Below are 12,905 nucleotides of genomic sequence, written 5' to 3' on the forward strand. Positions count from 1 at the left end.
GTTTTTTTATGGCTGCGATTTAGTGTTGTGAGCTCAAAGCACTGCAAGAAGGCGACTTTTATTCTAGGCAGAAAAACTTGTGTAGATTGTCATAAAGGTGTTGCTCACCCTTACCCTAAAAAGTAAGTCGACCTTCACAATAAAGAGTGAATCGGGAGTGATGACCCGAAGATGTAATAAAGCCTCACTTCGGTGAGGTTTTTTTATGGCTGCGATTTAGTGTTGTGAGCTCAAAGCACTGCAAGAAGGCGACTTTTATTCTAGGCAGAAAAACTTGTGTAGATTGTCATAAAGGTGTTGCTCACCCTTACCCTAAAAAGTAAGTCGACCTTCACAATAAAGAGTGAATCGGGAGTGATGACCCGAAGATGTAATAAAGCCTCACTTCGGTGAGGTTTTTTTATGGCTGCGATTTAGTGTTGTGAGCTCAAAGCACTGCAAGAAGGCGACTTTTATTCTAGGCAGAAAAACTTGTGTAGATTGTCATAAAGGTGTTGCTCACCCTTACCCTAAAAAGTAAGTCGACCTTCACAATAAAGAGTAAATCGGGAGTGATGACCCGAAGATGTAATAAAGCCTCACTTCGGTGAGGTTTTTTTATGACTGCGATTTAATGTTGTGAGCTCAAAGCACTGCAAGAAGGCGACTTTTATTCCAGGCAGAAAAACTTGTGTAGATTGTCATAAAGGTTTTGCTCACCCTTACCCTAAAAAGTAAGTCGACCTTCACAATAGAGAGTGAATCGGGAGTGATGACCCGAAGATGTAATAAAGCCTCACTTCGGTGAGGTTTTTTTATGGCTGCGATTTAGTGTTGTGAGCTCAAAGCACTGCAAGAAGGCGACTTTTATTCCAGGCAGAAAAACTTGTGTAGATTGTCATAAAGGTGTTGCTCACCTTTACCCTAAAAAGTAAGTCGACCTTCACAATAGAGAGTGAATCGGGAGTGATGACCCGAAGATATAATAAAGCCTCACTTCGGTGAGGTTTTTTTATGGCTGCGATTTAGTGTTGTGAGCTCAAAGCACTGCAAGAAGGCGACTTTTATTCTAGGCAGAAAGACTTGTGTAGATTGTCATAACTATTTTGTTTGTTGAGCATCATTCGGTAGCTTTCAGGTTGGAGTGATGAACTAAAGGTAGAGATATGATGACTTGAATATACAAAAAAGCCCCACTAATGTGAGGCTAATAAGCTGGATTAAATAAACTATCTCATTGATTAAAGTTGTTTATTCACCTTCAGTTTTAGGTAAGTCGATAACTTTTTGGCGATACTCAAGTAAGCCGAATACCCCAGTGAAATAGACTTTAATGAAATCCACAAACTTAAGTTTCAGTAGCGTGCTGAACATAGTATGGAAAATCAGTAATTGGAAAAAGTGCATAAAAGCAGTAATCAACAACAGAATGTTGAGAATAATGCTCACTTGACCTTCAAATGGCATGAACAGGTTATAAAACATCACCAACCAAGTAAGCAGAGTAAAGCTTTTACCTGCCAGAATAAAAAATTTCATCGTTAACCTTTAATCGATTTGATATTGGAATAAACGGTAGGTGACTTGTCCTGCCGATTTTCGTTTAAGTTCAACCCATGTATTCGGGACTTCGAGGTGAGCTAGGTCGGATTCCGTTTCGACATAAATTTGTGCATTTTCATTTAACCATTGTTTTTCATCCAGCAATGCAATGGTTTTATTAGCGAGACCTTTACGAAAAGGAGGGTCGACGAATACGATATCAAACCCTTTATCTTTATTAACATTTCCTAACAGCGCTAAACTATCACCATTAACGACATCGGCGGTTTCACATTTTAATGTCTGTAAGTTTTGTTGTAGTTGTTTAGCGGCACTGGCTTGCAGTTCAAAAATACGAGCGTAGGTAGCATAGCGTGATAATGCTTCTAAGCTAAGCGCCCCACTACCTGCAAAGCAATCCAATACTCTTGCACCACTGATATCACCAGCCAACCAATTGAATAAGGTTTCACGAACACGATCTGTGGTTGGACGAAGGCCTTCAAGGTCATGAATAGGAAGTTTTCTTGAACGCCATTGTCCTGAAATGATCCTGACTTGGCCGCTGGCGGACTTATTTTTGGACATTTTGCCCTCGTGATTTTGCCTGAACAAAGAAAGTGGTAGACTATGCAACCAATTAGAATACTCGATATTTTATACCAAACTGATGCGTAAAGGTGAGCAATCCTTCTGACATTATAGGTTATAGGTTATCGAGAATATTTTTCCGAATTTTTTAGCTCAATAAGCACTGGTAGTAGACATGGCAAAGAAAGGTTTTTTTTCGTGGTTTCGTAAAGACAAAACCAAAGAACAAGAGAACGTTACAACCGAGAACGCACAAGAGCAAATAGATACTACAAGTATAGAGCAAACCTCTGAGCAAGCGGTTGTTGAGCAACAAGTTGCCGATCATTCTTCTCAAGAAAAGGCCGCAGCCGATAAAGCTGAAGCAGAGCGTTTGGAAACCGAACGTCTTGCTGCAGAACAAAAAGCAGCAGAAGAACGTGCTGAAACAGAGCGTTTAGCTGAACAGCAGCGTATTGAAGAGAAAAGCCGTCTTGAAAAAGAAAGACTTGAAGCAGAAAAGCTTGAAGCGGAAAGATTGGAAGCTGAGCGCGTCGAGTTAGCGCGATTAGAAGCAGAGCGTCTAGAGATGGAGCGTTTAGAGGCTGAACGCTTAGCTGCAGAAAAAGCTGAAGCACAAAAAATAGAGGCAGAACGTCTTGCTGCTGAGCAAGCAGCTCAAGAAAAAGCGGCCCAAGAAAAAATTGAAGCAGATAGATTAGCTGAACAACAACGCGTTGCTGAACAAACTCGCTTGGCAGAAGAGCAGTTAGCACAAGAAGAAGCTGAACGTGTTGAGGCAGAGGGAATAGAAGCACAGCGACTTGAAGATGAAGCAACTGCTCAAACTGAAGGCGCAGTATCAGAGCCTCAAGCTAAACCCGTTAAAGAAGGCCTATTTGCTCGCTTAAAGCGTGGTCTTAAACGTACCAGTGAAAACATTGGTAGTGGCTTTATGGGGATCTTCAGCGGTAAAAAAATCGATGATGAGTTGTTTGAAGAGCTAGAAGAACAACTATTAATTGCAGATGTTGGCGTAGAAACCACAACACGTCTGATCGACAGCCTTACTGACAGTGCGTCACGTAAACAGCTTAAAGATGCCGAAGCGCTTTATGATTTAATGCGTGATGAAATGCAGACGATTCTTGATCCTGTGGCCATTCCTTTGGTGCCTGAAAATACCGACGGCCCATTCGTTATTTTAATGGTTGGTGTCAATGGCGTAGGTAAAACGACTACCATTGGTAAATTGGCAAAACAGTATCAAAAACAAGGCAAATCTGTCATGTTAGCTGCGGGTGATACCTTCCGCGCGGCAGCTGTTGAGCAATTACAAGTATGGGGACAGCGCAATGAAATCCCTGTTGTTGCTCAACACACTGGTGCCGATAGTGCGTCAGTATTATTTGATGCACTTCAAGCGGCTAAAGCGCGTAATGTTGACGTATTAATTGCCGATACAGCAGGGCGCTTGCAAAACAAAGGTCACTTGATGGAAGAGCTCAAGAAAGTGGTTCGTGTCATGAAAAAACTTGACCCGAATGCACCGCACGAAGTCATGCTAACCCTTGATGCGAGTACGGGGCAAAATGCCATTAGCCAAGCGCAGTTATTCCAAGAAGCGGTAGGCGTTACAGGTATCACGATTAGTAAGTTAGATGGCACGGCAAAAGGCGGGGTGATTTTCGCCATTGCAGATAAGTTTAATATCCCTATCCGCCACATCGGTGTTGGTGAGCAGATTGACGACTTACGTACCTTTAATTCAAACGATTTTATCGAAGCATTATTTAGTCAGGATAAGGCAGAATAGTCACATATGATCCATTTTGAGCAAGTCAGTAAGATATATCCGGGTGGCCAAAAAGCACTCTCTGAAGTGAATTTTCGTCTTCAACAAGGTGAAATGGCCTTTTTAACCGGACATTCTGGCGCAGGTAAAAGTACCTTGCTCAAATTGATCACAGTTATTGAGCGTGCTAGTGCTGGTAAGGTCTCCATTAACGGTCATGATACTGCCAAGCTTGGTAAGAAACATGTGCCGTACCTTCGCCGTAATATCGGTATGATTTTTCAAAATCATCACTTGTTAATGGATAAGAGCGTGTTCGATAATGTGGCACTACCATTAGTGATTGAAGGCTTTTCCCACGGCGAAATTCGTAAACGTGTGGCTGGCGCATTAGATATGGTTGGCCTCTACGGCAAAGAACGTCATTTACCGGTGATGTTATCTGGTGGTGAGCAACAACGTGTAGGTATCGCTCGTGCTATCGTTAATAAACCACCTTTGTTACTAGCCGATGAGCCAACAGGTAACTTAGACCCTAAGCTATCAATGGATATTCTACGTTTATTTGAGACCTTCCATGATGCAGGGACGAGCGTTCTTATTGCGACCCATGATTTGGGTTTAATTGCACGAATGAAATACCGCACCTTAACTTTACGCCAAGGCAAAATGCTTGGTGGTGATGAAATCTATTCAGCTGAAACGCAGGGGCAGATTTAATGACTAAAAAAGTTAAGATTACAGCCAGCAAACTGCCTTTTACTGGACGCTTGGTGATGTTTTTTGTGCGTCATATTCAACAAGCCATGGCGAGTATTGGTGAATTATGGCGTAACCCTGTGTCATCCATTATGACCATGGCTGTCCTTGGAGTTAGCTTGAGCCTACCGGCTGCATTACAAGTGTTGGTTAAAAATGCCGAAAATATTACTCAGTCTTGGAACAACGCCGCTGAGATTTCATTATTTATTAATGAAGGTCGTAGTGAGCAATCAATACAAAGCCTGATTTCGCGGATCAATGTCTATTCCGAAGTCGATGTGGTGCATTACATCAATCGCGATCAAGCACTCGAAGAGTTCCAGCGTCTTTCAGGTTTCGGTGAAGCACTATCTTATTTAGACAGTAACCCGTTACCTGCAGTTGTGGTTGTTACACCGTTAGCGCGTCACTCAAGCCCAGAAGGTGCCAGAAAGCTACTGGAACAACTTGAGCGTGAGCCTGAAGTGAGTTTTGGCCGTTTAGATATTGAATGGTTAGAGCGTCTACAAGCTATGGTGAGACTCATTGAGCGTACGGTGCTCGCTATTGCCGCCTTATTAGTCTTGGCTGTGGTATTGGTGATTGGTAACACGATTCGATTAGCGATTATGAACCGCCGCACCGAAATCGAAGTGATGAAGTTAGTCGGTGCAACTGAGGCCTTTATTCAAAGGCCCTTCTTATATACCGGAATCTGGTATGGGGTGATTGGCGGCGTGCTCGCATGGATCATCATTAATATTTTAGTCTGGTATCTTGATTCTGCTTTAGCTGAACTATTGGGCTTATATGGCAGCCAACTACAAATTCAGGCATTAAGTCTTGCTGAGTTAGTTAAGTTGGTTTTACTGGCTTCTTTCTTGGGCTGGTTAGGCTCATATTTGTCGGTTAGACAGCATTTACGTGCGATTGAACCATCTTAATATTACTGTCGTACAAAGTGAGTAAAATACGCTGGTAAGATTATTTTGGACTAAAAATGAACATTTGTTCACTTGCAATTGCTTTGATTTCAGCAGAGTATAATTCAGCGCTCGATTTGTGCGCAGACTTGTGTTGAACCACTGTTGACATATGTTGTCCGATAATAGATAGTTCACCACTTGACTTAAAATATTTAAGTTACATAAGTGTTAAAAACGCAGTAAATAGTAGGAGCTTTAATGGCCTTTCAATCGCAATCTATGTCACTCACTGTCCCTAGGGGAAGTAGCAGCTTAGAAGCTTATATGCAATCAGTCACAGGCATCGAAATGCTTGGGGCAGAAGAAGAGCATGAGCTAGCCAAGCGCTTGCAAGAGACGGGCGACCTACAAGCTGCAAAGAAATTGATTATGTCTCACTTGCGCTTTGTTGTGCATGTGGCGAAAGGTTATTCTGGATATGGCTTGCCACAAGCAGATCTTATCCAAGAAGGTAACATCGGCTTGATGAAAGCGGTAAAACGTTTTGATCCTGGTGTTGGCGTACGCTTAGTGTCTTTTGCTGTGCATTGGATTAAAGCTGAAATTCATGAATATGTGCTTAAAAACTGGCGTATCGTGAAAGTTGCCACGACTAAAGCGCAACGTAAATTATTCTTCAATATTCGTAAAACTAAAAAGCGTTTGGGCTGGTTTAGCGATGAAGAAGTCGGCATGGTAGCAGAGAACCTAGGGGTGTCTAAAAAAGACGTCACCGAAATGGAGTCGCGTATGGCGGCGCAGGATCCTGCATTTGATTTAGCCAGCGACAATGACGATGACAGCAGTGTTGATTTTGCACCAGTTCATTATTTAGAAGATCATTCATCTGATGTAGCTGTTGAAGTCGAAAACGAAAACTGGGAATCTGATTCTCAAGCACGTTTATTCTCAGCAATTAAAACATTAGACGAGCGTAGTCAGCACATTTTACGTGCGCGCTGGTTAGACGATGATAAAACCACTTTGCAAGAATTAGCATCAACTTACCAAGTGTCTGCTGAGCGTATCAGACAGCTTGAAAAAAATGCGATGAACAAGCTTAAATCTTGTATGGAAATCTAGTTTCCTGCGTTTCAAATGAAACGACATCATTAAAACCTGCTACGGCAGGTTTTTTTATGGCTAAAATTTATCTTCATGCGTGATAGCTGGTTGGCTTTTGCGGGTGTCATTGAGCAGGCTGTTTCAATGAAATTACTCGAATTGAAAGCTAGTTTAAGTAGCAATGGCCTAAACAGATTACTTTGTAACAGCTGCAATGATCGCTTTGCGAGGGACTTTAAGGCTGGTAGTGACTACATCATTTGGCCAAGGGTAATATTGACGAGGTCGTTTAAAACGAGCAATCTGATTAAGCACATGCTGCTCTAATGAATCACGTATTGCTGGTGATAATATTTGCTCTGGTTGAGTAAACTGAATAATAGCCGCAGGCAATAAACTAAATTTGGCATCTTCCTGCGCAAATACAATAGCATTGTCGATCTGAGGATGAGATTTTAGCGCTGCTTCAATCTCTTCTGGGTGGATGTTCTCGCCACCACAAATAAACATATTATCAGCGCGGCCAAGCAGTTTTAGGTTGCCATTAGCATCAAGCTCACCTAAATCTTGGGTATTAAACCAGCCTTGTGCATCTGTTGGTTTTGATAGCGATAATGGTTTATTCGATTCCGAGCTTTCGCCACTTGAGTCACTGGTTAAATAGCCTAAAAATAAGCATTCACCTTTAACCCAAATCGTACCATCTCGAATTTCTAATTGCCTATTGGCTAATGGCTTACCCAAATGTCCTTGAGGGTTAATCAAAGCAGTGGTTATTTGCGAACTCATCTCAGACATACCGTAACTGCAATAAGCATTAATATGCCTGTCAGCGAGCGCTGAGACTAAATGAGGCTCAATGGTTCCGCCACCTAAAAGCAGTGCCTCTACATTATCTAAGGCTTGCGGGTGCAGGGCTAAAATTTGGCTTAATTGCGCAGCAACTAACGACACATGGCTGATTTTAGCCGTGGTTATTTGTTGCCATAAAGCTTGTTCAGTACTTAATACCACACAGGCGCCAGCAAGGGTGCAACGATTCACTATGGCTAAGCCGCCAATATGGAACAACGGAAGGGACAATAACCAGCTGTTATTTTCTTTAAGTCCAATATTTTTAGCAGATCCAACAGCACTTGCAATGTGGTTGGCTAGACAATGCACCACGCCTTTAGGAGCGCCGCTAGAGCCTGAAGTGAGAATGATATTCAGAGGCCGATGCTTATCAATATTTGGCGGATTGACAGGTTTGTGACTTAAAACTATATCATTCAGCTCAAGACTAACGGGTGAAGCAGTCGTTAACTTAACCTCTAACTCAGTCGTATTGTTGTTACTGTAAGTCTTTAATAATGATGATTCAGACCAATAAAAGTCGACCTTAAAGCGCTGACATAACTGAGTGATTTGTGCCGTTGGGAAACGTGATGATATGGGTAAAAATATTGCCCCTAAATCTACGCAAGCCCAATAGAGGCAAATCATTTCTAGGTTATTACGGCTGATACATGCGATGCGGCTATTTGGACCTACGCCTTGGGTTTGTATTGACTCAACCAAGTTGGTGACTATGATACTCAGCTGCGAATAACTGATTGCCCCGTTTTGATTCAGACCAATGTAATTAGCACTACTTTCAGTAAGCTTTATTGCTATTGCATTGGGTGTATTTAGGGCTGTTTGGTGTAGTGGAGAAATCATCACAAAACCTTGTTAATCGGATTGAGTATCGTGCTTATTCGTACAATTATAGCGATTGATAAGCTGGCTCACCTTTGAGTTTACTTGATTGTTTTCGAGGATTAACTGCTCGGAAAAGCTAGCTAAGGTGTCTAAGCCAGGGATTTCATCAGGGGTTAAAATCGCCGCTAGCGTCGCTAAATCATTAATGCCTAAATTGGCTTCTAAGCTGGAGCTTAAAATACAGCGAACACCATACTCTGTTGCAGTTTCAATTAATTGAGTTAACTTGTCGATGCTACCAATAATCATCGGTTTAATGACGAGCGCAGCTAAACCATCAAGCATGGTAAATTGATAGTTGGTATCGTTTAAGGTTTCGTCCAGCGCAAAAGGGACTTTGAGTGCTTGGTAAACCAATTGGCTTTCTTTTAGCGTTTTACATGGCTCTTCAATATATTCGATGCTGGCTTTAGGCAAACAAGCCAGAAACTCAATGGCTTGCTCAGCGCTAAAACCTTGATTGGCATCTAGGCGTAATTTGAGCTTCGGGTTTATCGATAATATCTGATGAATAAACTGAATTTCTTGCTCAATGCTTGCTTGAGCCACTTTAACTTTTATCGCATAAGTACGTTTGGGTAGTGCTTGTACTTTTGCGGTCAGCTCATCGTCTGTCATAGTTGGTTGATAATAAAATAAACTTATTTTTCGATCGTCAACATGTACATATTGAAATGAAGGAGCAAACTTAAGCGCGAGTAAACTGAGCCCGAACGCTGCTGAAGGTAAGCTGATTTTATTGGCAACTAAGTTGAGTTCTGTTAGCGGTTTACTAATTAGCCTAGGTAGTTGTTGCTCTAATTCATTAGTAACCTGCTCAAGTGTCTCTAAGCTAAAACCTGTTAATGGTTTAGCGTCAATATCGAGTCCTGACAATGGGCTAATTTCTACTTCATTGCTTACACCTGAATCTAACTTAGCACTGAGCAGGAGGCCAAATCGTTGATCTATTCGCTGAGTTGCCACTGGTAATCTTGGTGACAGGGCGATGTTATAACGATGCAGTGTAAGCTCACTGATGATGGCAGCTTGAGTCTGTGTTGTACTTGACGAATCTATATTAGCTCGTGAATTATCGCCTAGATTAGATTCAATCTCGTCAGAGGAATGGTCATCAGTGTGCATGAAGCGTACGTCCTTTTAAATCAGGTACTGACAGCTTAATGTTTGCCAGAATTTTTAAGGGTAAAGCAGCTGAATTATCCTTGCTGCAAACATCTGTGGCTGAGCCTTATGGGTGTTATGGCCGCAGTTAGGAATAGCAATAACCGATAAATCGATTTTTTGCTGCCACTTTTCCGCAAGCTTTGAAAACTTATTATCTTGCTCGCCCACCAAGAGGTATGTCGGGCAGTGTAATTGTTTCAGTACTTTTTGGCCATTATCTTGTAAGCCAAGCGAAGTACTCTGAAAACAATGCAGTAAGGCTTGAGGGTTATTTCTACTGCGAATACTGATGAGTTCCTCACGTGTATTAGTCTCTAAATCTGCGAATACTGGTTGTTTATACCACTCGGATAAGAACAAACTTATTGGCATGTTATTAAGCTTGTCCGCCCATTTTTGATCGTGCTTGAGGCGCGCTTGTTTATCGCGAGTCGAACATAAACCTAAATGTGCCGACTCCAGCATTAAACTTAATAATGCTTGAGGGTGATATTTGGCAATGTGCAGGGCAACTCGGCCACCTAGTGAGTACCCCAACAGGTGAAATTGCGGATAGCCTAAATTAATCACTTTCTCGGTAATGGTATTGGCTAGCGCTTCAAACCCCGGTGTTGGCAGTAGCTGCTCGTTTTCGCCATGGCCGGGTAAATCGATACAAATACAATGAAAATACTGGCTTAAAACAGGCAAGCTTGCCTGCCAATCTTCTTTAGATCCTAAAAAACCATGTAATAAAACCAGTGCAGGTAAAGCGGTGTCACCGTAACGTTTAATGGTTGGCATTAGTGTTGTTTCACCCATTGTGCAATGAGCTTTATTTGATCGCTTGCTTGATTTGGACTGACATTCACTTCAATCACTGAAGTACCTGTGTAGGCCATTGCATCAGCATAAGCTTCATTAAAGCTGGTTAAATCGTCCACTTGGTTATACGGCAAGCCAAACATGGCAGCTGCATAGCCAAACTCCAGTCCGTGACTCAAGCGGTAATACTCATCTCTTACTGCTTCATTAGGCACAGGTAATAAATTGAAAATATTGCCGCCATCATTATTTAAAATAACAATCACTAACGGATTGTTAATGTGCTTAGTGATGGCTAACGAGTTAAGGTCATGCAAGCTTGATATATCACCAATGAGTAGGGTGCTTGGCTGTTTGGTCGCCAATGCCATACCACTAGCTGTAGCTATTAAGCCATCGATGCCTGAAGCGCCGCGATTGGTATAGATATTTGGTGTATCGCAGGTAATTGGCGAGTACATATCGTATAAACGAACAGGCAAACTATTACCGATAAACCATTGATGATTCGACGTTTGAACTTTGGCGATTTGGCGCACCACTTGAGGCTCACCAAAACTGCTTTGATCTATGTGTTGGGTGAGCAAAGCTTCGAGTTGTTGGTTCATTTCAATTAATGGCAAAGCCCAATGAGCTGAAGACGAACGAGGCCATGATGCACTGCATAATTCAGTAACACTGGCTTGCCAAATACGCTTTGATTGATGATTCGGGTCGAGGCGTTGTTGCGTTGGCAGTATTTGCCAGTAACTGTGCCATTGCTGCTGGGCAATAAAGCTAATCAGCCTTTTTGAGATAAATCGCCCACCAAAGACTAATACTCTGTCGGCTTGTTCAACAAATTTAGCTGCTTTTGGGTTTAGCATTAATTGGTCAATATGGCCGATAACACTTGGGTGTTGTCTTAACTGCGATTGAGCATCAACCACTATAGGCCAGCCAAGCTTCTGCGCTAATTCAATAATCTGTTGCGGTTTATCTTGTGGCGATAAGGTGCCGACGACAATTATTCCTTTACCATGGACGAAACGCATCATGGTGTCTTCACTTGGCACGTTACAGGCTGAGACTTGGCCATAATCAGTATAAGGGTAACTATGCGTTAGCCAATCAGCGATGGGAGTGACATAACCTGATAAAGCTGATTTAGCCAGTTGAGCTAAGGTTTCTAATTCTGTTGGGTATAAGGGTTCGCGATACATGCAGTTAAAATGTACCGGTTGAGTTTGGTTGGCGACAACTTCATCAATAGTTGTTAGCAAAGTATTGGGGCTAATGGCCAAGTCTGGTGTCGGCAGGTTTACTTGCTTAGCATAGTCGGCAAAAATTGCCGGTTGAATAATGGCTTGGTTTGCGCCGCAGCCAATGAGCTCGGGAGGGCGATCGCCGCTTAGTACAATTAAAGGGACTTGGGTCAGCCAAGCTTCAACGATGGCAGGGTAAAGGTTCGCAACCGCGGTTCCTGAAGTGGTGACAATAGCAACGGGACTATTGCTGGCTTTTGCTAACCCCAAGGCCATAAAGCCTAATCCACGCTCATCAAAGTGCAGATGACGTTCAAGTTTATCCTGAGCTGCAGCAGCTAACGTGAGCGGGGTTGAGCGTGACCCTGGTGCCATACAAACGTGTTTCACACCAAGACGGGCAAGCTCTTCAAGGATTAAGGCACCCCAAAGTAAATTGATGTCAGAAGTTGGCTGTGTTTGCATAGTCTTAAATACCCAATTGTAAATTGATGTTGAAACTGAATCGTATAAACCACGTAGAGTAGGCTCAAATTGAGCTGGAAACTACATCTTATCTTAGCCGTATTTCAGTATATATATGGCTATTTTCATTATAATTAATTTGAAAATGTGCGTTACGCTTGATTGTTAATCCATTCGCTCATGACCACGTGGGTTTTAATTTTGATGATGTCTGCTTGCGCATCAATAAATTCACGAATTTCGTGGAGTCGTTTCATCGAAGCTGCATTAACGTAAACCAGTAAATCCATTTCACCGGTAATGCCTTGGCAAGTTATTACCTCAGGAATTGCATGAAATACATGTACGACATCGGCACAATTTGCCCGTTCATGTTGAATTTCAAAGTAGGCTGACACGCCTTCTTTTTGCGACTCACTTAATAGTACTTGGTAGCCACGAATTATCCCTGAATGTTCCAGCTTTTTAATCCGCTCGGTCACAGCGCTACGCGATAAGCTGACGGTATCAGCGATGTGAGAAATACTTTGGCGAGCATTGGCTCTTAATGCATTAATAATGAGTTGATCAAATTTATCCATGCTACTTCCTCATCGTTTGTTTAAGACTCATTGCAGATTACTGAGAATTAATTATTTTGGTACTGAATTTTAATCTTTAAATACTGAAGGGTATGCCAACATTTAGATGATTAATCATCAATACTACAAGCTGTCTTTTTATCTATTGCCATTATACTGCCAACATATAGTCGGTTATTTTGGCTAATGACGTCATAATGTCGGTTTTATAGGTAAACTTGCGGGGCATTAACGGCAGTTTGTT

The 12,905-nt window shown here is 42.1% G+C and carries 16 protein-coding genes; 9 read left to right on the forward strand and 7 right to left on the reverse strand.

What is annotated here, in order from left to right; genetic code table 11:
* Positions 1 to 27 precede the first annotated feature (27 nt).
* From K5Q58_RS21320 to K5Q58_RS21340, 5 genes are all read left to right on the forward strand, one after another.
* Entirely contained in the window at positions 28 to 126 is a 99-nt protein-coding gene (locus K5Q58_RS21320) for a NapC/NirT family cytochrome c (protein WP_220753260.1), read from the forward strand.
* 98 nt (positions 127 to 224) lie between these two features.
* A complete protein-coding gene (locus tag K5Q58_RS21325; RefSeq protein WP_220753260.1) occupies positions 225 to 323 on the forward strand; it encodes a NapC/NirT family cytochrome c in 99 nt (32 codons plus the stop codon).
* Between the two features lie 98 nt (positions 324 to 421).
* Positions 422 to 520, forward strand: a complete 99-nt coding sequence (locus K5Q58_RS21330; protein ID WP_220753260.1) for a NapC/NirT family cytochrome c — start codon at positions 422 to 424, stop codon at positions 518 to 520.
* 98 nt (positions 521 to 618) lie between these two features.
* Positions 619 to 717, forward strand: a complete 99-nt coding sequence (locus K5Q58_RS21335) for a NapC/NirT family cytochrome c (RefSeq protein ID WP_220753261.1) — start codon at positions 619 to 621, stop codon at positions 715 to 717.
* A 98-nt stretch (positions 718 to 815) separates the two neighbouring features.
* The gene (locus K5Q58_RS21340; RefSeq protein ID WP_220753262.1) at positions 816 to 914 is read left to right on the forward strand and encodes a NapC/NirT family cytochrome c; all 99 of its coding nucleotides are present in this window, start codon (positions 816 to 818) and stop codon (positions 912 to 914) included.
* Positions 915 to 1,230: 316 nt separating this feature from the next.
* Here K5Q58_RS21340 and K5Q58_RS07165 read toward each other — a convergent pair whose 3' ends face one another.
* Positions 1,231 to 1,518 carry a DUF1145 domain-containing protein gene (locus K5Q58_RS07165; protein WP_220753263.1) on the reverse strand — a complete coding sequence of 96 codons (288 nt, stop codon included), beginning with the start codon at positions 1,516 to 1,518 and terminating at the stop codon, positions 1,231 to 1,233.
* A gap of 9 nt (positions 1,519 to 1,527) precedes the next feature.
* Positions 1,528 to 2,109: a 16S rRNA (guanine(966)-N(2))-methyltransferase RsmD gene (gene rsmD / locus K5Q58_RS07170; RefSeq protein ID WP_220753264.1), complete on the reverse strand. Its 582-nt coding sequence runs from the start codon at positions 2,107 to 2,109 to the stop codon at positions 1,528 to 1,530.
* 178 nt (positions 2,110 to 2,287) lie between these two features.
* On the opposite strand from rsmD, the gene ftsY reads away from it, so the two are divergent.
* The 4 genes from ftsY to rpoH all read left to right on the forward strand — a co-directional run bounded on the left by ftsY (position 2,288) and on the right by rpoH (position 6,675).
* Positions 2,288 to 3,907 (forward strand): signal recognition particle-docking protein FtsY, encoded by a 1,620-nt coding sequence (ftsY, locus tag K5Q58_RS07175; RefSeq protein WP_220753265.1) that lies wholly within the window; start codon positions 2,288 to 2,290, stop codon positions 3,905 to 3,907.
* Positions 3,908 to 3,913: 6 nt separating this feature from the next.
* Positions 3,914 to 4,606, forward strand: coding sequence for a cell division ATP-binding protein FtsE (gene ftsE / locus K5Q58_RS07180; protein WP_220753266.1), 693 nt, complete (start codon positions 3,914 to 3,916; stop codon positions 4,604 to 4,606).
* Positions 4,606 to 5,571 carry a permease-like cell division protein FtsX gene (gene ftsX, locus K5Q58_RS07185; protein ID WP_220753267.1) on the forward strand — a complete coding sequence of 322 codons (966 nt, stop codon included), beginning with the start codon at positions 4,606 to 4,608 and terminating at the stop codon, positions 5,569 to 5,571. The genes ftsE and ftsX overlap by 1 nt, the downstream gene beginning before the upstream one ends.
* A 240-nt stretch (positions 5,572 to 5,811) precedes the next feature.
* A complete protein-coding gene (rpoH, locus tag K5Q58_RS07190; RefSeq protein ID WP_220753268.1) occupies positions 5,812 to 6,675 on the forward strand; it encodes an RNA polymerase sigma factor RpoH in 864 nt (287 codons plus the stop codon).
* Positions 6,676 to 6,852: 177 nt separating this feature from the next.
* Here rpoH and menE read toward each other — a convergent pair whose 3' ends face one another.
* The 5 genes from menE to K5Q58_RS07215 form a co-directional block, all read right to left on the reverse strand.
* Positions 6,853 to 8,358 carry an o-succinylbenzoate--CoA ligase gene (gene menE, locus K5Q58_RS07195; protein WP_220753269.1) on the reverse strand — a complete coding sequence of 502 codons (1,506 nt, stop codon included), beginning with the start codon at positions 8,356 to 8,358 and terminating at the stop codon, positions 6,853 to 6,855.
* Positions 8,359 to 8,370: 12 nt separating this feature from the next.
* A complete protein-coding gene (menC, locus tag K5Q58_RS07200; protein ID WP_220753270.1) occupies positions 8,371 to 9,525 on the reverse strand; it encodes an o-succinylbenzoate synthase in 1,155 nt (384 codons plus the stop codon).
* A 54-nt stretch (positions 9,526 to 9,579) separates the two neighbouring features.
* Complete coding sequence (menH, locus tag K5Q58_RS07205) at positions 9,580 to 10,350, reverse strand: 2-succinyl-6-hydroxy-2,4-cyclohexadiene-1-carboxylate synthase (protein WP_220753271.1); 771 nt, start codon at positions 10,348 to 10,350, stop codon at positions 9,580 to 9,582.
* A complete protein-coding gene (gene menD / locus K5Q58_RS07210; RefSeq protein WP_220753272.1) occupies positions 10,350 to 12,080 on the reverse strand; it encodes a 2-succinyl-5-enolpyruvyl-6-hydroxy-3-cyclohexene-1-carboxylic-acid synthase in 1,731 nt (576 codons plus the stop codon). Before menD ends, menH begins: the two co-directional genes overlap by 1 nt.
* A 152-nt stretch (positions 12,081 to 12,232) precedes the next feature.
* Positions 12,233 to 12,661 (reverse strand): Lrp/AsnC family transcriptional regulator, encoded by a 429-nt coding sequence (locus tag K5Q58_RS07215; protein WP_220753273.1) that lies wholly within the window; start codon positions 12,659 to 12,661, stop codon positions 12,233 to 12,235.
* Positions 12,662 to 12,905: the final 244 nt, after the last annotated feature.

The sequence above is a fragment of the Shewanella sp. KT0246 genome (genome assembly GCF_019654955.1).
GTDB classification, from domain to species: Bacteria; Pseudomonadota; Gammaproteobacteria; order Enterobacterales; family Shewanellaceae; genus Shewanella; species Shewanella goraebulensis.

What these genes read in the sequence shown, in the direction of transcription:
- menE (WP_220753269.1), bottom strand. Translation starts at nt 8,358, where the DNA reads ATGATTTCTCCACTACACCAAACAGCCCTAAATACACCCAATGCAATA.
- K5Q58_RS07215 (WP_220753273.1), bottom strand. Translation starts at nt 12,661, where the DNA reads ATGGATAAATTTGATCAACTCATTATTAATGCATTAAGAGCCAATGCT.
- ftsE (WP_220753266.1), top strand. Translation starts at nt 3,914, where the DNA reads ATGATCCATTTTGAGCAAGTCAGTAAGATATATCCGGGTGGCCAAAAA.
- rsmD (WP_220753264.1), bottom strand. Translation starts at nt 2,109, where the DNA reads ATGTCCAAAAATAAGTCCGCCAGCGGCCAAGTCAGGATCATTTCAGGA.
- menH (WP_220753271.1), bottom strand. Translation starts at nt 10,350, where the DNA reads ATGCCAACCATTAAACGTTACGGTGACACCGCTTTACCTGCACTGGTT.
- ftsX (WP_220753267.1), top strand. Translation starts at nt 4,606, where the DNA reads ATGACTAAAAAAGTTAAGATTACAGCCAGCAAACTGCCTTTTACTGGA.
- menC (WP_220753270.1), bottom strand. Translation starts at nt 9,525, where the DNA reads ATGCACACTGATGACCATTCCTCTGACGAGATTGAATCTAATCTAGGC.
- menD (WP_220753272.1), bottom strand. Translation starts at nt 12,080, where the DNA reads ATGCAAACACAGCCAACTTCTGACATCAATTTACTTTGGGGTGCCTTA.
- ftsY (WP_220753265.1), top strand. Translation starts at nt 2,288, where the DNA reads ATGGCAAAGAAAGGTTTTTTTTCGTGGTTTCGTAAAGACAAAACCAAA.
- rpoH (WP_220753268.1), top strand. Translation starts at nt 5,812, where the DNA reads ATGGCCTTTCAATCGCAATCTATGTCACTCACTGTCCCTAGGGGAAGT.
- K5Q58_RS07165 (WP_220753263.1), bottom strand. Translation starts at nt 1,518, where the DNA reads ATGAAATTTTTTATTCTGGCAGGTAAAAGCTTTACTCTGCTTACTTGG.